21 protein-coding genes and 2 tRNA genes are annotated in these 24,155 nt (G+C 61.5%); 16 read left to right on the forward strand and 7 right to left on the reverse strand.

Annotated features, from left to right (window positions below; genetic code table 11):
- Window positions 1–89 precede the first annotated feature (89 nt).
- The 7 genes from BUS12_RS20310 (at window position 90) to BUS12_RS20340 (ending at window position 5,910) form a co-directional block, all read left to right on the forward strand.
- Complete coding sequence (locus BUS12_RS20310) at window positions 90–2,438, forward strand: glycosyl hydrolase family 28-related protein (RefSeq protein ID WP_074298703.1); 2,349 nt, start codon at window positions 90–92, stop codon at window positions 2,436–2,438.
- Between the two features lie 12 nt (window positions 2,439–2,450).
- On the forward strand, window positions 2,451–3,536 hold the full coding sequence (locus BUS12_RS20315; RefSeq protein ID WP_074298704.1) for a hypothetical protein: 1,086 nt from the start codon (window positions 2,451–2,453) through the stop codon (window positions 3,534–3,536).
- 207 nt (window positions 3,537–3,743) lie between these two features.
- Window positions 3,744–4,061 (forward strand): hypothetical protein, encoded by a 318-nt coding sequence (locus BUS12_RS20320; RefSeq protein ID WP_074298706.1) that lies wholly within the window; start codon window positions 3,744–3,746, stop codon window positions 4,059–4,061.
- Window positions 4,054–4,557 (forward strand): glycoside hydrolase family 108 protein, encoded by a 504-nt coding sequence (locus BUS12_RS20325; RefSeq protein ID WP_074298708.1) that lies wholly within the window; start codon window positions 4,054–4,056, stop codon window positions 4,555–4,557. The genes BUS12_RS20320 and BUS12_RS20325 overlap by 8 nt, the downstream gene beginning before the upstream one ends.
- Window positions 4,554–4,826 carry a hypothetical protein gene (locus tag BUS12_RS20330; RefSeq protein ID WP_074298710.1) on the forward strand — a complete coding sequence of 91 codons (273 nt, stop codon included), beginning with the start codon at window positions 4,554–4,556 and terminating at the stop codon, window positions 4,824–4,826. The genes BUS12_RS20325 and BUS12_RS20330 overlap by 4 nt, the downstream gene beginning before the upstream one ends.
- Entirely contained in the window at window positions 4,823–5,110 is a 288-nt protein-coding gene (locus BUS12_RS20335; protein WP_074298712.1) for a hypothetical protein, read from the forward strand. The genes BUS12_RS20330 and BUS12_RS20335 overlap by 4 nt, the downstream gene beginning before the upstream one ends.
- Window positions 5,107–5,910 (forward strand): patatin-like phospholipase family protein, encoded by an 804-nt coding sequence (locus BUS12_RS20340; protein WP_074298714.1) that lies wholly within the window; start codon window positions 5,107–5,109, stop codon window positions 5,908–5,910. Before BUS12_RS20335 ends, BUS12_RS20340 begins: the two co-directional genes overlap by 4 nt.
- Here the strand turns inward: BUS12_RS20340 and BUS12_RS20345 are convergent.
- The 3 genes from BUS12_RS20345 to BUS12_RS20355 form a co-directional block, all read right to left on the reverse strand.
- Entirely contained in the window at window positions 5,860–6,972 is a 1,113-nt protein-coding gene (locus tag BUS12_RS20345; protein ID WP_074298716.1) for an acyltransferase family protein, read from the reverse strand. The genes BUS12_RS20340 and BUS12_RS20345 overlap by 51 nt on opposite strands.
- Window positions 6,973–7,219: 247 nt before the next feature.
- Window positions 7,220–7,672: a MarR family winged helix-turn-helix transcriptional regulator gene (locus tag BUS12_RS20350; RefSeq protein ID WP_074298718.1), complete on the reverse strand. Its 453-nt coding sequence runs from the start codon at window positions 7,670–7,672 to the stop codon at window positions 7,220–7,222.
- Between the two features lie 65 nt (window positions 7,673–7,737).
- Window positions 7,738–8,883 (reverse strand): glycerate kinase, encoded by a 1,146-nt coding sequence (locus tag BUS12_RS20355; protein ID WP_074298720.1) that lies wholly within the window; start codon window positions 8,881–8,883, stop codon window positions 7,738–7,740.
- 442 nt (window positions 8,884–9,325) lie between these two features.
- On the opposite strand from BUS12_RS20355, the gene tig reads away from it, so the two are divergent.
- From tig to BUS12_RS20395, 8 genes are all read left to right on the forward strand, one after another.
- Entirely contained in the window at window positions 9,326–10,672 is a 1,347-nt protein-coding gene (gene tig / locus BUS12_RS20360; RefSeq protein WP_074298722.1) for a trigger factor, read from the forward strand.
- Window positions 10,673–10,838: 166 nt separating this feature from the next.
- Window positions 10,839–11,492 carry an ATP-dependent Clp endopeptidase proteolytic subunit ClpP gene (gene clpP / locus BUS12_RS20365; protein WP_074264769.1) on the forward strand — a complete coding sequence of 218 codons (654 nt, stop codon included), beginning with the start codon at window positions 10,839–10,841 and terminating at the stop codon, window positions 11,490–11,492.
- Between the two features lie 177 nt (window positions 11,493–11,669).
- The gene (gene clpX, locus BUS12_RS20370) at window positions 11,670–12,941 is read left to right on the forward strand and encodes an ATP-dependent Clp protease ATP-binding subunit ClpX (protein ID WP_074298724.1); all 1,272 of its coding nucleotides are present in this window, start codon (window positions 11,670–11,672) and stop codon (window positions 12,939–12,941) included.
- A gap of 184 nt (window positions 12,942–13,125) precedes the next feature.
- Entirely contained in the window at window positions 13,126–15,546 is a 2,421-nt protein-coding gene (gene lon, locus BUS12_RS20375; RefSeq protein ID WP_074298726.1) for an endopeptidase La, read from the forward strand.
- A 358-nt stretch (window positions 15,547–15,904) separates the two neighbouring features.
- Complete coding sequence (locus BUS12_RS20380; RefSeq protein ID WP_007585907.1) at window positions 15,905–16,177, forward strand: HU family DNA-binding protein; 273 nt, start codon at window positions 15,905–15,907, stop codon at window positions 16,175–16,177.
- 119 nt (window positions 16,178–16,296) lie between these two features.
- Window positions 16,297–16,372 (forward strand) — tRNA-Val (locus tag BUS12_RS20385).
- A 35-nt stretch (window positions 16,373–16,407) separates the two neighbouring features.
- Window positions 16,408–16,484: transfer RNA gene (locus tag BUS12_RS20390), tRNA-Asp, on the forward strand.
- Window positions 16,485–16,570: 86 nt separating this feature from the next.
- The gene (locus BUS12_RS20395; protein WP_074298728.1) at window positions 16,571–18,502 is read left to right on the forward strand and encodes a SurA N-terminal domain-containing protein; all 1,932 of its coding nucleotides are present in this window, start codon (window positions 16,571–16,573) and stop codon (window positions 18,500–18,502) included.
- A gap of 129 nt (window positions 18,503–18,631) precedes the next feature.
- On the opposite strand, the gene BUS12_RS20400 is transcribed toward BUS12_RS20395, so the two are convergent.
- Both BUS12_RS20400 and BUS12_RS20405 read right to left on the reverse strand, forming a co-directional pair.
- Window positions 18,632–18,973: a hypothetical protein gene (locus BUS12_RS20400; protein WP_074298730.1), complete on the reverse strand. Its 342-nt coding sequence runs from the start codon at window positions 18,971–18,973 to the stop codon at window positions 18,632–18,634.
- A gap of 116 nt (window positions 18,974–19,089) precedes the next feature.
- Window positions 19,090–19,785, reverse strand: a complete 696-nt coding sequence (locus BUS12_RS20405; protein WP_074298732.1) for an arylesterase — start codon at window positions 19,783–19,785, stop codon at window positions 19,090–19,092.
- On the opposite strand from BUS12_RS20405, the gene BUS12_RS20410 reads away from it, so the two are divergent.
- Window positions 19,784–20,470: an ABC transporter ATP-binding protein gene (locus tag BUS12_RS20410; protein WP_074298733.1), complete on the forward strand. Its 687-nt coding sequence runs from the start codon at window positions 19,784–19,786 to the stop codon at window positions 20,468–20,470. The genes BUS12_RS20405 and BUS12_RS20410 overlap by 2 nt on opposite strands.
- Before the next feature lie 110 nt (window positions 20,471–20,580).
- On the opposite strand, the gene pgi is transcribed toward BUS12_RS20410, so the two are convergent.
- Together pgi and BUS12_RS20420 are read right to left on the reverse strand one after the other, a co-directional pair.
- On the reverse strand, window positions 20,581–22,203 hold the full coding sequence (gene pgi / locus BUS12_RS20415; protein ID WP_074298735.1) for a glucose-6-phosphate isomerase: 1,623 nt from the start codon (window positions 22,201–22,203) through the stop codon (window positions 20,581–20,583).
- Between the two features lie 242 nt (window positions 22,204–22,445).
- Window positions 22,446–24,053 carry an NAD(P)H-hydrate dehydratase gene (locus BUS12_RS20420; RefSeq protein ID WP_083640529.1) on the reverse strand — a complete coding sequence of 536 codons (1,608 nt, stop codon included), beginning with the start codon at window positions 24,051–24,053 and terminating at the stop codon, window positions 22,446–22,448.
- Window positions 24,054–24,155: the final 102 nt, after the last annotated feature.

A 24,155-nucleotide genomic window follows, 5' to 3' on the forward strand; every position in this document is an offset into this window, starting at 1 on the left:
GTAATGCTAATGTAATTCTTGCGCTAGCCGGACACACATACCCACGCTGTCAGCCGCGCAACCGCAAGGCAACCCTTCCAGGTGCTGCCTTGACGATCTCGACCACGTCGAACACGACGGTTGCCCAAGGCAACGGCCTGACGACGAGCTTCAATTATTCGTTTCCCGTACCGGCGGCGTCTGAGTTGAACGTCTCCTACACGGACATCAACGGAAACGTCACCGAGCTTTCCCCATCGACCTATTCGGTTACCGGCATTGGCACGTCGAATGGGGGCGCCGTTACATATCCCCTCACGGGTAGTCCGATCGCATCCGGCACAAGCCTGACAATCCAGCGCGAGGTGCCTTACGTGCAGTTGACCGATCTCGTCAATCAGAGCGGCTATTATCCGAGCGTTGTGGAAGCCGCGCTTGACTATCTGACGATGCAAACGCAGCAACTGGCCGAGCAGACCCAGTTGTCGCTTCAGGTCCCTCTGGCATCCACGCCAGCGAACCTGGTGTACCCGCCCGCTGCCGCTCGTGCGAATATGCTGGCCGGTTTCGATTCCAACGGCAACGCCGCGGCCTATCCGGTTACTGCGTCCGTTGGCGCGGGAAATCTGACGATCGAAGGACCGTTCATCGCTGGCGTGAATTTCACCGCCGGCGTATCGAACAGCGTCACGCTGAGCCAGTCGTACGGCAGCAAGGCAAATCTCGGCACCGTGGTCATGGCTGGCATCGCGCAGTCGCCCGACACGTACAGCCTCGCTGGTAATGTCTTGGCGTTCAACGCGGTCATTCCGGTGGGCGTCGACAAGATCTGGTGCATTGGCGGAACGACTCTTTCGCTGGATGTGCCGCCCAATGGCACTGTTGGCGATGCCCAACTGGCCTGGGGCAATATCCTCGCCCGGGTTTGCGATTCGGTGTCGGCATTGGCTGCGCTCAATCCGACCACCTACACCCGCGCTTTCGCGACCGGTTACTATGCGGCCGGCGACGGTGGTGGTGGCCCGTACTACTACAGTTCAACGACATCTCAGGCACTGGCGAACGGCGGCACGATCATTGCGTCTGGCGTCGGCAGTGGCTGCTGGTTGATGGAGGTTGGTGCTGGCGGCGTGAGCGTTCGACAGTTTGGTGCGAAAGGTGATGGCGCAACCGATGACACGGCTGCAATCCAGGCCGCCGAGAACTCTGGAATTAGTCCCCTCCATTTTGACTTTGGGACATTCATCGTCAACACCACGGGCGTCACGAAGAAATCCAATGTTGATTGGATCGGCTCACAAAATGGTCTGTCGAGCATAAAGGCGATTTCCGGCGCATTCGGAAGTTCGAGTGGCATTGTCAACGGGACGTCGATTTCAGGTTTCAAGATATCTAACATTACATTCGATTTTACGGCCGCCACCGGAAACCTCGGACTGCTTAATTTCAGCCTGGTGAACAACTATGCGGTGGAGGGTTGCGTATTCCTTGGGAACTTCAAATTCGCCATCTCGCACAACGGCGGCAACCGCTTCACCTTCCGAACTAACCAGTTCCTGCGCACCACGGCGTCAAGTAGCCAGAACCAGGGCCTGTTGGTTTCCACGTCAGCCGGCCCTTGCCTTAATGGCTTGATCGAGGCGAATTATCACAACAACACGGGCATGGACATTAGCGCCCAGTACACGACGATCGCTTATAACCAAACTTACAACTGGCAGTTTGGTGCGGGTATCACGATCGAGCAGAACAACAACTGTTCTGATCTTAAGATCATCGGGAATATATCTTCCGGAGGATCCGGGACCGACGTCAACAACACTGTGTGCCTTGGCATCGAAAACTGGGCTCCACGTACTGCGATCGCATTTAACACATGCGCTGGCAATGCTGGCGACGGCATCGCGAATGGTGGTCAGAATTGCGTGATCTCGGCCAACACTTGCCTGAACAACGGCCAGGTGTCTGGCAATGGCATCACGACTCGATACACGAGTTCGTCAATTAACGGAAATTACAGCACGGTATTCGGCAACAACTGCATCGACACGCAAGGTACGCCGACGCAGAACTATGGCTATGCCGATTACAACTCCAGCGTGTACGGAGTGAACGTAGGTATCAACACGTTCTCAGGGAACAAGATTGGTCCGCAGAACATCCTTGGAACGACTGCGGTGCTCACGCCATCGTTCCAGGCTTACACGACGTTCAACCCCAGTTCTATCTCAAACGGAGCATCAGCCGGCGGCACCCTCACATGCAATGGTGCAGAGCCGAACGATTTTGCGCAGGCCAGTTTTCAGCAAAGCTTGCAGGGCGTGAAATTGTTTGCATGGGTATCCGCTGCGAACTCAGTGTCATTCCGGTTCGAAAATAATACCGGCGGAACTGTCATCTTCAGCACCGCGCAAATCAGCGTATCTGTCACGAAAGCAATAAATTACCCAAATTACTGATTGAGGCGACCGATGAAAAGGATTCTCTCCGCGCTTCTCCTGCTGTTTGCTTCGACTACGTTCGGCGCGTCGCTGTATCCGGTTCAGTTGCTAAATCCGGCTGGATCGACAGCCGGCCAGGTGGTGCTATCGGCTGGCGCGTCGAGCGCGCCCGGATGGGGAAGCGTGTCAGCTTCCGCGCTCGCGGCTCAGGCCGCAAATACGGTGCTGGCGAATGTCACAGGCGCGGCGGCGAGCCCAACGGCTTTTGTCATGCCGACCTGCAGCACGTCCAGTAGCGCGCTTCAGTGGACATCAGGAACCGGCTTCACGTGCTATGCGAGCTCGGCGACGACGGCGGGCACGCTAGCGCAGTTCGCTGCGACCACATCGGCGCAACTGGCGACGGTCCTGTCGGATGAAACGGGCACCGGCTTTGTGGTGTACAACACCAGCCCGGCGATCAGTTCACCAACGATTACGGGAGGCACAGTCAATAACGCTTCGGTCGGCGCGACGACTGCATCGACGGGTGCCTTTACGACGCTGTCTGCGAGCAGCACCATTAGTGGCTCGGGATTCTCAAGCTACCTCGCGGCGCCTCCGGCGATCGGCGGGACAACGCCGGCGCCTGGGTCGTTCACGACTATTGCTGCTTCTGGCGCTATTACTCCTTCGCAGACGGCCGGCATTGTCGGGACGACTACTAACAACGCGCCGAACGCGGGGAGCGTTGGCGAGATACTATCAAGTAGCGCCCTGACCACATCGGCCACCAACGGGACGCCGCTGAATGGCGCAAGTGTCAGCCTCACCGCCGGCCAGTGGGATGTTGCTGGCTTGTGCCAGGCCAACCCGGCGAGCGGTACTACTGTCAGCTATGTTATTGCGGGTATAAGCAGCGCATCGGCGACTTACCAGACGGTCGTTACCGGAATCACCAATGCAGCGCAGACGGTCGGTCTGTCAAGCACGGGAACTTCGAATCAGATAATTGCGGCACCAATTACGCCCGTAAGAATAGCGTCGACCACCACGATATATCTCGTGTGCCAGGCGGGCTTTACCAGCAGCACCTTGACATTTAGCGGCTTTATAAGCGCGGAAAGGCGACGGTAGGTCAACTATTCGGGGGGGTAAGATGTCGATAGACAGACTAATCAGTTGTCCTTATTGTGGACACGTCCACGGCGACCTTTGCCCACAGGTGAAGTCGTACACCTATGGCGAGGACGGCCGGATCATCAAGGTCGAGTTTTTCTCGCCAGTCGACCGCGTGCACCCGGAGTTGCTTGAGGCAGCTCGTCGCATTGTGGAGAACCAGAAATGACGCTCGACGGCGGCTGGGGGTTGATCATCGCAGGGATGCTGGTCCTGATCGTCGGCGCCGTGGGCACGCTGATCTGGCGACACGTCGACAACGCCCAGAAGTCGGCGAGCGAAGCGCACGAAGCGCTCGCCAGACTCGCCGAGAAGGTCCATGCGCAAAAGGAGGATTCCCTGCGATTCGAAACCCACGTGGCCAACACATACGCGCGCTTGCTGGGCGTCGAGCGCATGGAGACGAACATCTTCGCTGTGATGGCGCGGTTTGAAACCAAGCTGGACACGCTTCTTGAATACAGGAGCAACAACCATGGATAGCTACCCCGACGCTTTTGCCGTGCTCATGAACGTCGAGCGCGGTTTCCAGAACAACCCTCTCGATCCGGGCAACTGGACAGGCGGCCGGGTTGGTGTGGGCTCATGCCGTGGCACGAAGTACGGCATCAGCGCGGCCAGCTACCCCGACCTCGATATCGCGAAGCTGACGCTCGAGCAGGCTCAGTCGCTGGCGAAGGCGAAGTACTGGGACAAATATCACTGCGACGAGTACGACATCCGCGTGGCATTCCAGGTGTTCGACGCCGCGTACAACGGCGGCCATCCAGCTCAATGGCTGCAGCAGGCCGTCGGCGTGCGTCCGGATGGTGACATTGGGCCGGCCACGATCGCGGCGGTGAAGGCGGCGGATCCGCGGCGTGTCGTGCTGTTGTTCGACGCCGCCCGCCTCGACTATCTGGCTGACATCAATAACCCAACGTTTGCGGATGGCTGGATGCGCCGCATCGCGTCGAACCTTCGCGCGGGGGCGGCATGAACCAGACCTATCTCAAATACGCCGCTGCAGCGGCGCTGTTCGTCCTTTGGGCGCTCCTCGACTACCTGTTCAAGCAGGATCCAGCAGATCTGATTTCGTCGATCAAGTGGGCGCTTGGCGCGCTCGGCGCATATCACACGATTACGAATCTGCAGGGACCCCAGCAGCAGGTGCCCCTGGCCGTACTGATGCAGATGCTGCAGCAGTTTGCTCCACAGCAACCGGCCAAGCCTGGCCTCCCGACCGTTCCCTTGAAGGAAGCACCATGAAAACGCTCATCATGATTTCTGTCGCTGCTGCTGCACTTACCGCCTGCGGCGGTTTGACGCAACAGCAGCTTGATACCGATCTCGCCCAGACGGCGACGCTCATCAACGCCGGATGCGATGTCGTGCAGCCGACGCTTGGCGCTGCTGCCGTGGCCACAGCCAACCCCATCGCAGGCGTTGCAACCGGCGTGAATGGCGTATTCTGCGCCTCGCAGCCCGGCATCGCCGCGTCGGCATCTGCTGCCGCAGCCACCGCTGCATCATCGCCGACCGCTTCGAAATGAAGCCAATCCGCGTCGCGCTGTCTGGTTCCGGCTTCCTTCTGCCTGCGCATGTTGGTGCACTTCACGCTGTGGCTGATGCCGGGTATGAGCCGGTCGAGTACGCCGGTACGTCCGGCGGCTCAATCGTGGCGATTCTGGCCGCGACGCATATGCCGCTCGACGTCATGAAGAGCATCGCGCTGACGCTCGACTGGGCGCCGCTGATGTCGTTCTCGCTGCTCAACTTCGTGCGCGCCAAGTCGTTGTCGTCCGGCGCCGCGCTCCTGGATTTCCTCACCCAGAAGACGCACGGGATCGAGTTCAAGCAACTCGACGTGAGCCTGAAGGTGATGGCGTCTAACATCGGCACGAAAGAGCCGTTCATTTTCAGCAACTCGCTGACCCCGGATACCCCGATCGCGCTGGCGGCACGTGCGTCCGCATGCATCCCCGGCATCTACGATCCGGTGATATTCGACCAGGCGATTCTGTTCGACGGCGGCATGGTCAACAACATGCCGAGCGACATCCTGACGAACGGCGATGGCGTGCTGCGCATTGGCGTGGATCTGTCGTCGGACGAGTCGATTCTGCTGCCAGAGGATTACTCGCTGGTGAAAGCGTTGCCGCGGTTCATCGACATGTTGCTCTCCTCAAGCGAGGATGCGCACATCTCGGACGGCGAGGCGAGCGGGGTGAAAATCATCCGGGTAAACACTGGTACGGCGGAGAGCCTCGACAAGACGATGCCCTACGCCGAGAGGAAACAGCTATTTGACGTTGGGTACAGATCGACGGCCGCCGCTCTTGAGGCGCTCTGATGATCTGGCGCCTGATTTCGCCTTGGCGCCGGCGAGCAGGCGATTGGAAACGTGGTGGATCGCAGCGCCCATGAGCGCGACCGTTACCATATAAAAAATGTAGATCGCCCACTTCGGATCCTCGACAAATCCAAAGAAGTGCCGGTACCACCCCAGGAACGGCGCGTGTACCAGATAGGTCTCGAAGCTGATCTCGGTCAGCTTAGGCAGATGCCACGGTAGCGAGCAGATCGCGTAGGCGATGAGAAGTCCGCCAGCGCCGATCAGCGGGTGCACAAACGGGTCCAGAGGCTTCCTGAACGTCATCACTGTGCCGGCGGCGAACATCACTACGCCGAGCGGAAGCAGACGCCGCAACCACATCTCGGTGCGCGCCCGGTTCTCCCCCAAGTTGATCCCCACATAGACGCCGATGCAGAACGAGGCCATCCAGAAGATGACTGTCGACGCACCGGAGAACGGCCCTGTGCTGATCGGGTGGTGTACCCACAACGAATGGAAAATCAGCAGGCCAGCCAGCCCGAGCGCCCGGAAGCGGTTGATCAGCCAGTACAAGGCCGGGAAAATGACATAGAGCTCGACGAGGTTGTACAGGAACCAGAAGTGCGATGAAAACGGATTGAAATCATTTTGGCGCAGCAACAGGAAATTGCAGACCCAATCTAGCTGCGTGAAGGGTCCGCCGAATGGCCGGTCCCATGTGCCGCCCGCCACTGCGGCGCCCTGGTAGGCGAAGATCGCCACGACTGCCACCCAGTAGGGCACATAGATCCGTTTGAACCGCTTCAGCGAGAAGGAGAGCCAGTCCGGTTTCTTTCCAGCGAGCGACAGGGCCAGTCCTAGCCCGCTGACCAGAAAGAACAGGTCGTCGGCTTCCCAGCCGAGTTGCAGCGGCAGGGCGAGCGTCTGCGTGGTCGTCGCGAACATCTCGCGCAGACTGTGCACCTGTGGATGGAAATTGGTCCAGAAGTGGAACGACAGCACGCCGATCATCGCGACGAGCCGCATATTGTCGAGCCATGGAATAACGTTGCGGCTCTGCGGTGCATTGGCCCCCAACATTGTCTCTCCGATATTTTTGGTAAGGAGCGCAGTTTAGCGCGTCGCCCGAAATCTTTGTTTGACAGCTTTTTGCCAGCATTGCATATGCTAAGTACTATCTACAATGAATTGTAGGGGTTCGAGTCCCCTTCCTCGCACCATGTATTTGTGAGAACCCCGCCAGTCGATGACTGGCGGGGTTTTTTGCTTGATGGGACTGGCTCGCGGGGTTGGTCTTCCGGGGTCCGCCTTCCGGGGTTGGCCCTCGTTACTCGCTGCGGGTCTGCACGCTCTCGATGATCTTGTCGAGCGCCGCGCCGAACGCCGCTTTCTCGTCATCATCAAGGCAATCGAACAGATCGGCGTTCCACTTGCGGGCGACGGGCATGACCTTGCGATACAACTCGCGTCCTGCGGGCGTCAGGGAAATCAGCACGACGCGCCCGTCTTCTTCGCTGGCCTCGCGCTGCACGAGCCCCTGCTTGATGAGCGCCTCGGCTGCGCGGCTGGCCTGGCTTTTGTCGAGGTTGGCGTGCCGCGCCAGATCCATGATCGAAAAAGGCCCGAACGATCCCACCGACGCAATCACGCGCGCCTCCGGCACGGTCACGCCGAGCTTTTCCTGGTAGCGCTCGCCGATGCCGCGCTCGGCAAGCTTGTTCAGGACGTGCAGGCGATACGTCAGAAACTGTTCGAGCCCGGCTTTGGCGGAGGCCTTCATGGTCGTCCCGAATTTGAGTGGAGGCGGAAGTGGCGCTGTGATTGTTGCCGCAACCGCCGCACGGGTCAACGCGTGCCGTACTTCAGGCGCGTCAGTTGCTCGGCTTCGTTAGTGAGCAGCCGCGCCGCGTCACGGATCGCGACTTCGAGCGTGATCGGGCCGGGCGCCGGCGAGAAGCAGCCGCTGAAGTGCTCGGACAGGCGCGGCAGCGCGGCGGCGTCGACGCCGCCGGACAATAGCGTGGCCGGCACGCCCGCGGCGCGCGCGTGGCTGCAGGCGATGAACGGCGCCTTGCCGTGCAGCGTCTGCACGTCGGAGCGGCCTTCGCCCGTGATCAGCCAGTCTGCTCCGGCGAGCGCGGCGTCGAGACCGATCAGCCGTGCGACCGTCTCCGCGCCCGGTTCGAACTGCGCGCCGAGCATATGCAGCGCGAAACCGAGGCCGCCGGCCGCGCCGGCGCCGGGCAGGTTGCGCGCCGTGCGCTGCAGCGCCGGTTCGATCAGGTCGGCGAAGCGGCCGAGGGCAGCGTCGACGCTTGCAATCTGCTCGGGCTGCACGCCTTTTTGCGGCCCGAAGACCGCGGTGGCGCCGTGTTCGCCGGTGAGCGGATTGTCCACGTCGGACATGCCGACGAACGATGCATCGGCAAGCCGCGCGTCGAGTTGCGATACGTCCACGCGAGCGAGGCGGGCCAGTTGTTCCGGCGTCGGCTCGAGTTCCCGGTCTTCGGCATCGAACAGCTTCACGCCGAGACCGGCCAGCAGGCCCGCGCCGCCGTCATTGGTGCTGCTGCCGCCGAGCGCGACGAAAAAGCGCCGCACGCCGGCGTCGAGCAGGGCGCGAATCGCCTCGCCCATGCCACGCGAGCTGCGGGCTTCAACCGGGACGCCCATGCCGACCGGGTCGGTAATGCCCACAATCTCGGCCGTCTCGACAATCGCGCTGCCGTCGGCGAGCAGGCCTGTGGCCGCTTCGCGCACCGGCCCCGCGGCGCCGCGCACGGTCAGCACGCGGCGCTCGCCGCCGCCGGTGAGCATGGCGTCGAGCGTGCCTTCGCCGCCGTCGGCCATCGGGCAGATGCGTACCGTGGCATCCGGCCGCGCGCGCGTCACGCCGGTTGCAATGGCAAGCGCCACCTGTTCGGCGCTAAGCGAGCCTTTAAAAGAGTCGGGAGCAATGACGACGATGGGCGCGGACGACGGGTTCGGCATGGTGTCTCTGGATGGTTGGAATCGAGGCGATGGCGGTGCAGGCGGGCATGGGCCCGAACGCGTTCGCTAGCTTATCAGCATGCCGCGCGCGGCTGAATATGTCGAACGGCATAGCCGGCATCGAACGCGGCGACCCGGGCAAACCTCGGCGGCGATGGCGGCAGGCCGCCCAAACGATCCCAGGAGGGCCGCAAAGTTGACTCAAAGCACCCCCAAAACGACCCGAAAGCGGACAAAAACGGTCGCGAACCATCGAATCCCGGCTAAGCGCGCGAATAGTTTGCTAAAATATTCGGCTCTTTAGACCCAAACCGTGCTGCCGGTGGCCTGCAAGCCCGCGGCGCAGGCGCTGAATGGATGTGACGCTCGAAGCGAAGCGACATCGAAAAGCAGCACGAGAAGATAACTGATTCGCTCGAATAATTTTAGGACGATTGAAGCCATGGCTAACGTTGTTGAAAACCTCGGCAAGCTCGAACGCCGCGTAACGATTTCCCTGCCGAAGGACGCCGTGCAGAAGGAAGTGGACTCGCGTATCCGCCAACTCGCGAAGAACGTGCGCATGCCGGGTTTCCGCCCGGGCAAGGTGCCGCTCAAGATGGTCACGCAACAGTATTCGGGCCAGGTGGAAGCCGAAGTGCTGAGCGACAAGGTCGGCAAGGAATTCTTCGACATCAGCCGCGCTGAAAACCTGCGCGTAGCCGGCCAGCCGAGCTTCGCACCGAAGTCCGACGCGGCAGAAAACGACTACGCTTTCGACGCGACCTTCGAGGTTTACCCGGAAGTCAAGCTGGGCGACGTCGCCACGGCTGAGATCGAGCGCACCACGACCACCATCAGCGAAGCGGAAATCGACCGTACGCTGGACATCCTGCGCAAGCAGCGCGTGCATTTCCACGCACGTGGCGAAACGGGCGAGCACGGCGACGGCGGTGCGGACACCGCAGCGAAAGACGGCGACCGCGTCACGGTCGACTTCGTCGGCAAGATTGACGGTGAAGTGTTCCAGGGCGGCAGCGCCGACGATTTCGCGTTCGTGCTCGGCGAAGGCCGCATGCTGCCGGAATTCGAAAAAGCAGCGCTCGGCCTGAAGGTCGGCGAAGCGAAGGAATTCGATCTGGCATTCCCGGCTGACTATCACGGCAAGGACGTGGCCGGCAAGACGGCTCAGTTCACGATCACGATGAAGAAGATCGAATGGCCGCACCAGCCGGAAATCGACGCTGAGTTCGCCAAGTCGCTCGGTATCGAAGACGGCGATCTGGTCAAGATGCGCGCGGAGATCAAGGACAACCTCGAACGCGAAGCGAAGCGCCGCACGCAATCCATCGTCAAGAACCAGGTGATGGACGCGCTGCTGAAGATTTCCGAACTGGACGTGCCGAACGCCCTGGTCGAACAGGACCAGCAGCGCCTCGTCGAAATGGCGCGTCAGGACCTGACGCAACGTGGCGTGCCGAACGCCGCCGACGCGCCGATCCCGGTAGAAATGTTCAAGGAACAGGCTGAGCGTCGCGTCAAGCTGGGCCTCGTGCTGGCCGAGCTGGTCAAGGCCAACAACCTGCAGGCGAAGCCGGAGCAGATTCGTGCCGAAGTCGACGAATTCGCGAAAAGCTACGAAGACCCGAAGGAGGTCGTCCGCTGGTATTATTCCAACCAGCAGCGCCTTGCAGAAATGGAAGCGTACGTCGTGGAAGCCAACGTCGTCGATTTCGTCCTCGGCAAGGCCAAGGTGACGGACAAGGAAGTGAGCTTCGAAGAACTGGCAAGCGCAACGGCGCAAGCGTAAGCGTCGCTGCAACGGCGTGCCGGCTGTCGGAGCGACGGCCCGCACGCCGTTTTTTTCTGGAACGCCGTGTTGATCGCGTTGCGCTGGGTTTTGCGCACTTGAATACGGCGCTGTCGTACTCACCTGTCCGGCATCGAATAACTATTCCCAGACAAGGATCCATTGCATGACTTTTCGCGCCCAAATGCTGGACACGTTGACCTCCCAGTCGTCGCGGGATCTCGAAGCGCAGGCGCTCGGACTCGTGCCGATCGTCGTGGAAACGAGCGGCCGTGGCGAGCGCTCGTATGACATCTACTCGCGTCTGCTGAAGGAGCGTGTGGTGTTTCTGGTTGGTGAAGTGAACGACCAGACGGCCAACCTCGTCGTGGCGCAGTTGTTGTTCCTGGAAAGCGAAAATCCGGACAAGGACATCAGCTTCTACATCAACAGCCCGGGCGGTTCGGTTTCGGCCGGGATGGCGATCTACGATACGATGCAGTTCATCAAGCCGGACGTGTCGACACTGTGCATGGGCCTCGCGGCCAGCATGGGTGCGTTCCTGCTGGCGGCCGGTGCGAAAGGCAAGCGTTTCACGCTGCCGAATGCACGCGTGATGATTCACCAGCCGCTGGGTGGCGCACGCGGTCAGGCGTCGGACATTGAGATCCAGGCACGTGAAATCCTGTACTTGAAGGAGCGGCTGAACCAACTGCTCTCCCATCACACGGGCCAGCCGGTCGAACGCATTGCGCGCGACACCGACCGCGACAATTTCATGTCCGGCGATGACGCTCAGGCGTACGGTCTGGTCGACCAGGTGCTGCACAAGCGTCCATGATCCGGCGCGTTTTCGCCCTTTTTGAGGGCGAGAACGACCGCGTTTTTGGTGTGAAATAATTAGATTCGTCCAAACGCCTGCGGCAAGCGCCGTCACTGCTTTTGCTCATTCGCCCCAACTGCGAGGCAGGGGCAAACGGCGTATCATGTAATCGAGTGTCCGGAGGCTCACACATCTATGGCGGACAAAAAAGGTTCTAACAGCGAAAAGCTGTTGTATTGCTCGTTCTGCGGCAAGAGCCAGCATGAAGTCAAAAAGCTGATTGCAGGCCCGTCGGTCTTCATCTGCGATGAATGTATCGACCTGTGCAACGAAATCATTCGCGATGAGGCTGCAGGTGCGGGCATTGAAGCGGGCTTGTCCAAGTCCGATCTGCCGAGTCCGCAGGAAATCCGCGAAATTCTCGACCAGTACGTCATCGGGCAGGAACGCGCGAAGAAGATTCTTGCAGTGGCTGTTTACAACCACTACAAGCGTCTCAAGCACCTCGACAAGAAGGATGAAATCGAACTGTCGAAGAGCAACATCCTGCTGATCGGCCCGACCGGTTCCGGCAAGACCTTGCTCGCACAGACGCTCGCCCGCCTGCTGAACGTCCCGTTCGTCATTGCCGATGCAACGACGCTGACGGAAGCCGGCTATGTCGGCGAAGACGTCGAGAACATCATTCAGAAGCTCCTGCAGAACTGCAACTACGAAGTCGACAAGGCCCAGCGCGGCATTGTCTACATCGACGAAATCGACAAGATCAGCCGCAAGTCGGATAACCCGTCCATCACGCGCGACGTGTCGGGCGAGGGTGTTCAGCAGGCCTTGCTGAAGCTGGTTGAAGGCACGATGGCGTCGGTGCCGCCGCAAGGTGGCCGTAAGCATCCGAACCAGGACTTCATCCAGGTCGACACCACCAATATTCTGTTCATTTGCGGTGGCGCGTTCGACGGCCTCGAAAAGGTCATCGTCGACCGTACGGAAAAGACCGGCATTGGCTTTGGCGCCAGCGTCAAGAGCAAGCAGGACCGCGATGCGGGCGAAGTGCTGCGCGAAGTGGAGCCGGAAGATCTGATCAAGTTCGGTTTGATCCCTGAACTGATCGGCCGTCTGCCGGTGGTCGCCACGCTCGGCAAGCTCGACGAAGCCGCACTGATGAAGATTCTCGTCGAACCCAAGAACGCGCTCGTGAAGCAGTATCACAAGCTGTTCAATATGGAACGCGTCGAGCTCGAGATTCGTCCGGGTGCGTTGCAGGCGGTGGCCCGTAAGGCGATTCGTCGCAAGACGGGCGCGCGCGGTCTGCGTTCGATCCTGGAACAGGCATTGCTGGACGTGATGTACGAATTGCCGGCCATGAAAGGCGTTAGCAAGGTCATCATTGACGACAACGTCATTGATGGCGACGGCAAACCGCTGCTGATCTACGAAGACGCGCCGAAGGTCGCGGGTTCGAATTGATCGGCTTGACGAGTTCTGCAAAAAAAGCCGTTCATGGCAACGTGAACGGCTTTTTTGTTTATCTTGGGTTAGGATGGTTGTGTTTCCTTTGGAGTCACTGAACTTTTCCCACACGCGGAGGCTTGTAATCGTTTTTGCAGGCCTCACCTATCGAACGAACTGATACCACTCATGGGGAAATGAAATGTCAGGAACCCAACTCCTTCCGCCGGAACGCACTACGCTCCCGCTGCTCCCGCTGCGTGATGTAGTCGTTTTCCCGCACATGGTGATTCCGCTCTTCGTAGGCCGCCCGAAGTCGATCAAGGCTCTCGAAGCAGCGATGGAAGGCGGCAAGCACATCATGCTCGTCGCCCAGAAGACGGCTGCGAAAGATGAGCCGACCGAAAAGGACATGTACGAAGTAGGATGTATTGCCAACATCCTGCAAATGCTGAAGCTGCCGGATGGCACCGTGAAGGTGCTCGTCGAAGGCTTGCAGCGCGCGAAGACGCTCTCGATCGAAGAGCAGGAAACGCAGTTTTCGTGCGAAGTCATGCCGCTCGAACCCGACCACGCCGACAGCGCTGAAACTGAAGCGCTGCGCCGCGCGATCGTGTCGCAGTTCGACCAGTACGTGAAGCTGAACAAGAAGATCCCGCCGGAGATTCTGACCTCGCTTTCGGGCATCGACGAAGCCGGCCGTCTGGCCGACACAATCGCCGCGCATCTGCCGCTCAAGCTCGATCAGAAGCAACACATCCTCGAGATGTTCCCGGTCATCGAGCGCCTCGAGCATCTGCTCGCGCAACTCGAAGCCGAGATCGACATCCTGCAGGTGGAAAAGCGCATCCGCGGGCGCGTGAAGCGCCAGATGGAGAAGAGCCAGCGCGAGTACTACCTGAACGAACAGGTCAAGGCCATCCAGAAGGAATTGGGCGAAGGCGAAGAGGGTGCGGATCTCGAAGAACTCGAGAAGCGCATCACCGCCGCGCGTATGCCGAAGGAAGCCAAGAAAAAGGCGGACGCCGAGCTGAAGAAGCTCAAGCTAATGTCGCCGATGTCGGCGGAAGCCACCGTCGTGCGCAACTACATCGACACGCTGATCGGCTTGCCGTGGCGCAAGAAGAGCAAGGTCAACAACGACCTCTCGAATGCGGAACGCGTGCTCGACGAAGACCACTTCGGTCTCGAGAAAGTCAAAGAACGCATTCTCGAATATCTTGCTGTCCAACAACGCGTGGATAAGGTGAAAGCGCCGATCCTCTGCCTCGTTGGGCCTCCGGGTGTCGGCAAGACGTCGCTGGGTCAATCGATTGCACGCGCAACGAATCGCAAGTTCGTGCGTATGGCGCTCGGTGGCGTGCGCGACGAGGCCGAGATTCGCGGCCACCGCCGGACCTACATCGGTTCGATGCCCGGCAAGATCCTGCAAAGCCTGACCAAGGTCGGCGTGCGCAATCCGCTCTTCCTGCTCGACGAAGTCGACAAGATGGGCCAGGATTTCCGCGGCGACCCGTCGTCGGCATTGCTGGAAGTGCTTGATCCGGAGCAGAACCATACGTTCGCCGACCACTACGTCGAAGTCGACTTCGATCTGTCGGACGTGATGTTTGTGGCGACGTCGAACTCGCTGAACATTCCGCCGCCGCTGCTCGACCGGATGGAAGTGATCCGTCTGTCGGGTTATACGGAAGACGAGAAGGTCAGCATCGCGCAACGCTATCTGTTGCCGAAGCAGAAGAAGAACAACGGCCTGAAGGAAGGCGAGGTCGACGTCACGGAAACTGCGATCCGCGACATCATTCGTTACTACACGCGTGAAGCGGGCGTGCGTTCGCTCGAGCGTGAAATCTCGAAGATCTGCCGCAAGGTCGTGAAGATGCTTCTGCTGAAGAAGGCAGAAGGCGCGGTGAAGGTCGACGGTACCAATCTCGACACCTTCCTCGGCGTGCGCAAGTACGACTTCGGTCTGGCAGCGAAGGAAAACCAGGTCGGCCAGGTCACGGGTCTCGCGTGGACGGAAGTGGGCGGCGATCTGCTGACCATCGAAGCCGCGGTGATGCCGGGTAAGGGCAATGTGACTCGCACGGGTTCGCTTGGCGACGTGATGAAGGAATCCGTCGAAGCGGCACGTACGGTGGTCCGTTCGCGCTCGCGCCGCCTGGGTGTCAAGGACGAAGCGTTCGAGAAGCAGGACATTCACATTCACGTGCCGGAAGGCGCGACGCCGAAGGACGGTCCGTCCGCCGGTATCGCGATGACGACCGCGCTGGTGTCGGTGCTGACCGGTATTCCGGTGCGCGCCAATGTCGCGATGACGGGCGAAATCACGCTGCGTGGTGAAGTGTTGCCGATCGGCGGCCTGAAGGAAAAGCTGCTCGCAGCGCATCGCGGCGGCATCAAGCTGGTGCTGATTCCGGAAGAAAACACCAAGGATCTGACGGAGATTCCGGACAACGTGAAGAATGCAATCGAGATCGTGCCGGTCCGTTGGATCGACAAGGTGCTCGAACTTGCACTCGAACGTGTGCCGCAACCGTTGCCGGACGAAGAGCCGAAGCCTGCTGCGCCGGTCGCGGCGGAGGCCGGCAAAGACGCCGCAACGGAAGTGGTGAAGCATTAAGCGAGTCCCTGCCGTACGCAGTCTTCGCATCAACAAAAAACCCGCGGCATAGCCCGCGGGTTTTTTGTTATCCGGGCTGAATGCGCCATATGCGGCGCCTCGCGTTTTGCCTTTGGTTTCCCATTCTCTGGGCCAAAAATCGCTGGACTCGATCGATGAGTTACCCCCGTATTCAGCGACTGCAAGATTTGGTGATCAAATGGTGCGCCGAAGTGCCTGCTAATCCGGCGCAACCCCGCTTGACACAAGGGTTTCGGCCAATTCTAATTGGCTGGCTCGGCGTCCTTGCCGTGCCGCGTTGGTACCTGGCGCTACGAAGCGCCATTACGATTGCCCAATAATATTCTCGGGGGTTGGAATGAATAAAACGGAATTGATCGATCACATCGCACAGCAAGCCGACATTTCGAAAGCGGCGGCAGGGCGTGCGCTTGATGCCGTGATCGGTGGCGTCAAAGGGACCTTGAAGAAGGGCGGTTCGGTGACGCTGGTCGGCTTCGGTACGTTCGCGGTCGGCAAGCGTACGGCGCGCACCGGTCGCAATCCGCGCACGGGTGCCGCGATCAAGATCAAGGCGGCCAAGGTGCCGAAATTTAGGCCTGGCAAAGCGCTAAAAGATGCGCTAAACTAATCGACTTGCTGCTTCAGGGTGGCGCGGTTTAAAGGCTGGAAAGCTTGGGGTTGAGAAACCCGAAGTTGAAAGGCCAGAAGGCGCGACACCACATCAAGCAGCGGGCAGAATCGCGGAGCGGGTGCTTAGCTCAGTTGGTAGAGCGGCGCCCTTACAAGGCGTAGGTCGGGAGTTCGAGCCTCTCAGCACCCACCAGTTCCCGGTTCGGCAAGCAGCACACAGTTGTATAAGGAGTGGTAGTTCAGTCGGTTAGAATACCGGCCTGTCACGCCGGGGGTCGCGGGTTCGAGTCCCGTCCACTCCGCCAGTATCCTTGAAAGGCGAACTCCGGTTCGCCTTTTTTATTGCCCGCTGTTGTAAGATCGGGCGTTCCGTTTTTGGCATCCTTAACGCATGCTCGATTTCTTCCGCAATCACAAACGCCTGATGATGTTCATGCTCATCCTGGTCATCGTACCGGGGTTGGGTTTTGTGGGTATTCAAGGCTTCCGTGGCTTCTTTGACGAAAGTGCAAACGTCGCCAGCGTCAACGGTCACAAGATCACCCGGGCCGAGTACGACGACGCGATGCGTCAGCAGTTGGATCGAGCGCGCCAGATGCTCGGTGGACAGTTCGACGCGAAGATGTTCGATACGCCCGAGCGCCGCAAGGAAATGCTCGACAGCCTGATCGAGCAGCGCGTGCTGGCCGATGAAACGCAGCGTTTGCATCTGACCGCCTCGGACGACGCGGTGCGCCGCACGTTGCTGAGCGATCCGGTCATCTCGTCGCTCAAGAATCCTGACGGTTCCATCGATGTGAACCGCTACAAGGAACTGCTCGCCATGCAGGGCATGACGCCCGATCAATATGACGAGCGCGTGCGCTACACGCTGGCCACGCAGCAGTTGCCGGGCAGCATCGAGGGCAGCGCCTTTACGTCGAAGACGCTCGCACAGAATCTGACCGCGCTTGCCGAGCAGCAGCGCGAAGTGCAGGGGCTGGCATTCAATCCTCACGACTACGTGGCAAAGGTGCAGCCGACTGACGCGCAATTGCAGGCCTACTACGACGCGCATCGCAACGATTTCGCTACGCCCGCTACGGCCACCATTCAGTATCTGGTGATGTCGCCGGCGGCGCTGGCCGCAGGTCTGCAACCCACGGATGCCGATCTGAAGAAGTTCTACGACGACAACATCGCCCACTATCAGACCGCTGCGCAAATGCGTGCGAGCCTGATCCTGGTCGCGGTTGCGCCGAACGCAAGCGCGGACGACAAGACCAAGGCGAAGCAGAGGGCGGACGCGCTGCTGGCGCAAGTCAAGGCGCACCCGGACGACTTCGCGAAGGTCGCTGAGCAGAGCTCGCAAGACCCGGCTTCGGCCTCGAAGGGCGGCGACCTCGGCTACTTCGGCCGCGGCATGATGGCCGGCGGCCAGGCGTTCGACGACGCCGCGTTCAAGCTGAAGAAGGACGAGATCAGCGACGTCGTGCCGACAGACGTGGGCTATCTGATCCTGAAGGCGACGGACGTGAAGCCGTCGGTCACGCAGCCGTTCGACACGGTGAAGGACGCCATCGCGAAGGATCTGAAGACGCAACTGGCGGGCAAGGCATTCAGCGACGATTCGGATGGCTTTACGTCGGTGGTGTATGAGCAGGCCAAGAGCCTGCAACCGGCAGCCGACAAATACAAGCTGCAGATCCAGACCGCCACGGTGACGCCGCAACCGAACGCAGCGTTGCCGCCGGGCAGCCCGCTGAACAACGCCAAGTTCCTGAGCGCCGTGTTTGCGAATGACTCGGTTCAGGCGCATAACAACACGCAAGCTATCGATGTCGGCAACAACACGTTGATCGCAGCTCACGTCACCGACTACAAGCCGGCTGCCGTGCCTCCGCTCGACACGGTCAAGGACGCGGTGCGCCAGAAGGTTATCGCCGTTCAGGCGGACGAGTCGGCGCATAAGGACGGCATCGCGAAACTCGCCGAGTTGCAGAAGTCGAATGCAAGCACCGGCTTCTCGGCGCCGCTGAAGGTCTCGCGCAACGACGCACAAGGCTTGCCGCCTGCGGCACTGAGCGCAATCTACAAGGCCGATGCGCAAAAATTGCCGGCTTACGTGGGTGTGGATCTGGGCGATGCGGGCTATGCGGTATATCGCGTGAATGCCGTGGTGCCGGGTGCACCGATCGACCCGCAGCGTCTGGTCGCCGCGCAACAGCAGATTGCTCAGGCCGAGGCGCAGTCCGAGGTTGAAGCCTATGTCCAGGCGTTGCGCGCCCGCTCGAAGGTCAAGTTCTATGGCTCGCTGGATAGCGCGCAAGCGGGCGGCGACTAAGCGAAGCTGCGCCGTCGCATGAGCGGCGTGCGCCGCGAGCGAGTACAAAAAAACCCCGCAAATTTGCGGGGTTTTTTCTTATCCGGCGCACGCAGCGCCAGAGGGATTGATGGGGGCGTTAAGGCAGCCTTATAGGCAGCCGGTGATCGCGCCGGTTGCGTCGCTTCCGGCAGCGCCGCCGGAACGGAAACCGACCCATGAGCCCGTGCCGGTGTAGGCCGGGCGTACGACAGCCGCTGCGCCGTTAGGTGGTTGCTGGCCCGGCACATAAACGTCGAGTGCCTGATCGTTTGCCAGGGTGTCCTGCGAGACGACCTGTTGTTGCGAGCCGTCAGCCCACTTCTGGGCAATACATTGCGCGACGACTTTAGGCGGTTGCTGGCTTTGTCCAACGGATTGCACGCCAGCCGGCGGTTGGGCGGCGCAGGCAGAAATGGCCACGGTCAAAGCGATAAGCGGTAGGTATTTCACGTTATCTCCTCACAAAAGCGCTCGAGACGAGCCGGATTTCGCGGTTAGCGAAAGTGTCTGATCGACCTTCCCCGGCCACGTTCCTCGTTCGTTCGCAACAAGATGTAAGAGCCTTGTCAGTGTGAGGAGCTGCTGTGCAGCAGGGGTTTGAGTGTCGTCCACACGTTATCGAGTAGCACGGGCTGTGCCTGCTGGGTGGGATGCATCTGATCGGACTGGAACATTTCCGGTTTGTCCGCGATGCCTGCGAGGAGGAACGGCACGAGCGACGTGTGGAGTTCCTTCGACAACTGTTCATACAGGCCGTGGAACTTTTGCGTGTAGTCCGGGCCGTAATTGGGTGGCACGTACATGCCGACCAGCACGACCTTCGCATGACCTTGTTGTGCTTCTTCGACGATCGTGCGCAAGTTGTCTTCGGTGGTCGAAAGCGGGACGCCGCGCAGCGCGTCGTTGGCGCCCAGCTCGACAATCACGATGCTGGGCTTGAGCCGCAGCATCAGCTCGGGCATGCGGGCGCGTCCGCCGCTGGTGGTGTCGCCGCTGATGCTTGCGTTCGCAACGCTATAATCGATGCGCTCACTCGCCAGACGCTCGCGCATGAGCGCGACCCAACCCGTGTCGTGCGGCAGGCCGTACTCGGCGGAGATGCTGTCGCCGAGCACCATGATGACGGGTTTGGCCGTCTCCGGTGGCGTGGCGGCATGAGCCGCGAGCGGCAGCGTCGCGGCCAGCATGACCATGCCGAAGGCTGTGTTCAACGCGGCGGCGCGCGGCGCCGTCAGGCGCACTTTCAACCTACGCCTCACCATGCAAAAGAAAACTGATCCAGTCATCGAAGTGCGGGGGTTGTGCAAGAGGGTTAAGGATGCAACGGGCGAGCTAACGATTCTTGATCATATCGATCTTTCAATCGAAGGCGGCAGCAGCGTGGCCATTGTCGGCGCATCCGGGTCCGGCAAGTCTACGCTGCTAGGTTTGCTCGCAGGATTGGACAGCGCGACCTCAGGGTCGGTTCGGCTGCTGGGCCAGGAACTCACCGAGTTGAGCGAGGACGAGCGCGCGGCGTTGCGCAACGGCTCGGTCGGCTTCGTGTTCCAGTCGTTTCAGTTGATGCCGCATTTGACGGCGCTCGAGAACGTGACCTTGCCGCTGGAGTTGCAAGGCGGCATCACGACGCGCGATGCCGCCGCGCGTGCGCGTGGCCTGCTCGAACAGGTGGGACTGGGACAGCGCACCCGTCACTATCCCAAGCTGTTGTCGGGGGGCGAGCAGCAACGTGTCGCACTTGCACGCGCCTTTGTCACCCATCCGGCTATTCTGTTTGCCGATGAACCCACCGGCAGTCTCGACGCCGCAACCGGACACGCGGTCATCGATCTGATGTTCGAGATGAACCGGGCCAACGGCGCAACCTTGATTCTGGTCACGCACGACATCGAACTCGCGCGTCGTTGCGATACCACGGTGACGATCGAGGCGGGGCGGCTCGCCTGAGAGCTTAATGAAGCCGCGCAAAAGAAAAGCGGGCCGTCGACGGCCCGCTTTGCAATGGCAAAAAATCAGCGGGCGACGCTCAGGAAGCCGTCGCCGCGCATCTCACAGACTCAACGCTTCAAAGCCGCACGCGCCCGGGCGATCAGCGCCGAGGTCGACGAGTCGTGCTTGCCGCCGTCGACGCTCGCCGAGGTCAGATCGGCCTCGACTACCTTGCCGAGGATCTTGCCCAACTCGACGCCCCATTGGTCGAACGAGTTGATGTTCCACACCGTTCCCTGGACCAGCACCTTGTGTTCGTAGAGTGCGATCAGCGCGCCGAGCGAACGCGCCGTGAGCGCCTCGAGGATCAGCGTGCTGGTGGGACGATTGCCCGGGAACACCAGGTGCGGTGCGAGTTCCGGCTTGTCCGGACCCGCCACCTTCTTCGCTTCTTCCAGCGTGCGGCCCAGCATCAGCGCTTCGCTTTGCGCGAAGCAGTTAGCCAGCAGCTTCGGATGATGGCTGACCAGCGGATGCTCGGGCGTGAGCACGGCGACGAAGTCGATCGGCACGATCGTCGGACCTTGGTGCAGCATCTGGAAGAAGGCGTGCTGGCCGTTCGTGCCCGGTTCGCCCCACGTCACGGCTGAAGTGGGGTAGTCGACCATTGCGCCGTCGAGCCGCGCGGACTTGCCGTTGCTTTCCATCTCCAGTTGCTGCAGATACGACGGCAGATAGTGCATTGCCTCGGAATACGGCGCCACCAGATAGCTCTGCGAGCCGAAGAAGTTGCGATACCAGATGCCGATCATGCCCATCAGCACCGGCAGGTTGCGTTCGAGCGGCGTGTCGCGGAAGTGCTGGTCCATGTCGTTCGCGCCGGCGAGCAGTTCGTCGAACTGCTTCGGGCCGATTGCGATCATGATCGACAGGCCGACCGCCGACCACAGCGAATAGCGCCCGCCTACCCAGTCCCACATCTCGAAGACGTTCTCTTTCGCGATGCCGAACTTGACGACCTCGGCCGGATTCGCCGACACGCCGACGAAGTGTTTCGCCAGCGCGCTTTCCGGGCAACCTTTCTCGATGAACCAGTCGCGCAGCGAGCGCGCGTTCGTCATGGTTTCGAGCGTGGTGAAGGTCTTCGAAACGATGATGGCGAGCGTCTCTTCCGGATCGATCTCCTGAAGGACGCGGTACAGATCGGCGCCGTCGACGTTCGACACGAAGTAGCTCTTGATCTCCGGCGTGGCCAGGTGGTGCAGCGCGTGCACGACCATCTTCGGACCGAGATCCGAGCCGCCGATGCCGATGTTCACCACATAGCGGATCCGCTTGCCGGTATAGCCGGTCCAGGCGCCGCTGCGCACCTGGTCGGAAAACGCAGCCATCTTGGCGCGCTCCGCCATGACCTCGGCGTGAAACGGCGCCTTCGGATCGCTCGCGCGCAGCGCGGTGTGCAGGACGGCGCGGCCTTCCGTCGGATTGACGATTTCGCCGGCGAACATCGCGTCGCGGCGTTTTTCGACACCGGCTTCACGCGCCACCTGCACGAGCAGCTTGAGGGTTGCGTCGGTGATGCGATGCTTCGAGAAATCGGCCGTAAGACCTGCGCCGGAAAACGCGAAGCGTTCGGCACGGGTCGGAGCGGGATCGTTCGCCGGGGCGAACCAGTCGCGCATATGCGCATCGCGAATCTGTTCGTAATGGGCTTGCAGCGAGGACCAGGCGGGGAGCGAGTTCAACGTCATGGGATCGTCCGTCTAACGAAGGGGCACGAATGAAAGGCAGTGCGCAAAGCGCGGCCGCGGGGATGCTCTGGCGCGCTGTCGGGCTTCGGGTTCGCAACGGTTCCCGGCCGGTCAGCGCAGTCATTCAGTATAGCGGCCTTGGCGCGAAGCGGGCAGGGAGTTGGGCGGCGCGTCCAGATAGCGGGATGGCGGCGGGGTTTAAGGTGGCGGAGGAGTTCCCGGGAGGCGCCACCGCACGCGGCTCAACCCGAATAGAACATCCGGTTTAGCAACTTGCGCACCATCGGCGCCAGCTCGCCCGCTGTCAGGCCGGCCGGACCGTCGCCCTGCGCCGTCAGCGTGTCGGCGGCGAGGCCGTGCAGATAGACGCCCGCCAACGCCGCCTCGTATGGCGGCAAGCGCTGCGCCAGCAAGGCGCCAATGATGCCGCCAAGCACGTCACCCGTGCCGCCTGTCGCGAGCGCGGCGTTGCCGGTCGGATTGACGGCAAACCGGCCATCCGGCGCGGCGATGACCGTGCCGGTTCCCTTCAGCACGATCACGCTGGCAAAGCGCGCCGTCAGGGCGCGCGCCGCGGCCAACCGGTCGCGCTGCACGGCGGGCGCGTCGCAGCCGAGCAGGCGCGCCGCTTCGAGCGGATGCGGCGTGAGCACGCACGGGTCGCCCTGCGCGCCGCGCGCCGCGACCCTGGCCGCCAGTGAGGCATCCACGGCCAGCAGGTTCAAGGCGTCGGCATCGAGCAGTTTGGGGACATCGAGCGCCAGCACGTCGTTGAGCACCTGGCTGGCGCGCTCGCGGTTGCCCATGCCGCAGCCGATCGCCAGCGCGTCCATCTTGTCGAGCGGCAGATCGTCGACGGGATGCAGCATCAGTTCCGGATGCGGCGGATCGTAGGGCGGGGCGCCCGCGCCGAGCAGCGCGACGTGGATTTTTCCCGCGCCGGTGTGCAGCGCGGCGCGCGCCGCAAGGATCGGCGCGCCGCACATGCCGGTGTCGCCGCCGACCACCGCGAGGCTGCCGAAGGAACCCTTGTTGGTCGAGAAATCGCGCGCCGGCAGGAAGCGGGCGAAGAGCGCCGGGGCGTTCAGTTGCACCGCCGTGCGGGCGGCGCTGGTCACGTGTTCCACGTCGATTGGCGCGAGCGTCACGATGCCCGCCAGGTCGCGCCCCGAGGCCATGAAGAGACCCGGCTTCGCGCCGATGAAGGTGACGGTATGCGTGGCGCGCACTGCGGCGCCTGCGCCGACTGCGTTGCCGGTGTCGCTGTCGAGCCCGCTCGGGACATCGAGCGCCAGCACCCGGCCTTGCCTCGCGCGTTGCGACAGGCTGTGCGCGAGGCTCGCGAAGATGCCTTCGAGCGGCCGGGCGAGGCCGATGCCGAACATGCCGTCGACCAGCCAGCCATAGCGTTCGAACGATGCGGGTGGGGCAGCCGTGATCGCTACGCCGGCGGCACGCGCCTCGGCGAGTGCCCAGCGGGCGTCGTCCGGTTTGACCTCGACCGGCATGCAGACTTCTACCGCGATGCCCGCGCGCTGCAATTCGGCGGCAAGCACCAGCGCGTCGCCGCCGTTATTGCCGTGGCCTGCTGCGACCCAGACCGTGGCCGTGGCTGCGGCTGCGTTGTCGTGCGCGATCTGCTCGCGCAGAAAGCGGGCGGCGGCGTGGCCGGCACGCGCCATCAGTGTATGCGGCGGCAAGCCGGCCATGGCATCGGCCTCGATCGCGCGCAACTCGGCGACGCTATAAAGCGCGAGCGGGAGATCGTGCGGGTTCAGCAGTTCGGAGGCAAGGGAGCGTGCAGCGGGCGCGGCGGGTGCGGCATGCGCGGCAGGGGTGGCTTCAGTCATGGCAGTCTCGAGCGTTGCCCGGGGCGTCGACTCCGAGCGTGGAGCCCGGGCGTTGCCGCGAGGCATTGACCCAGGCCTTCACCCAGGGCGTGTCCCCGGACG

It is taken from the genome of Paraburkholderia phenazinium, assembly GCF_900142845.1.
GTDB classification, from domain to species: domain Bacteria; phylum Pseudomonadota; class Gammaproteobacteria; order Burkholderiales; family Burkholderiaceae; genus Paraburkholderia; species Paraburkholderia phenazinium_A.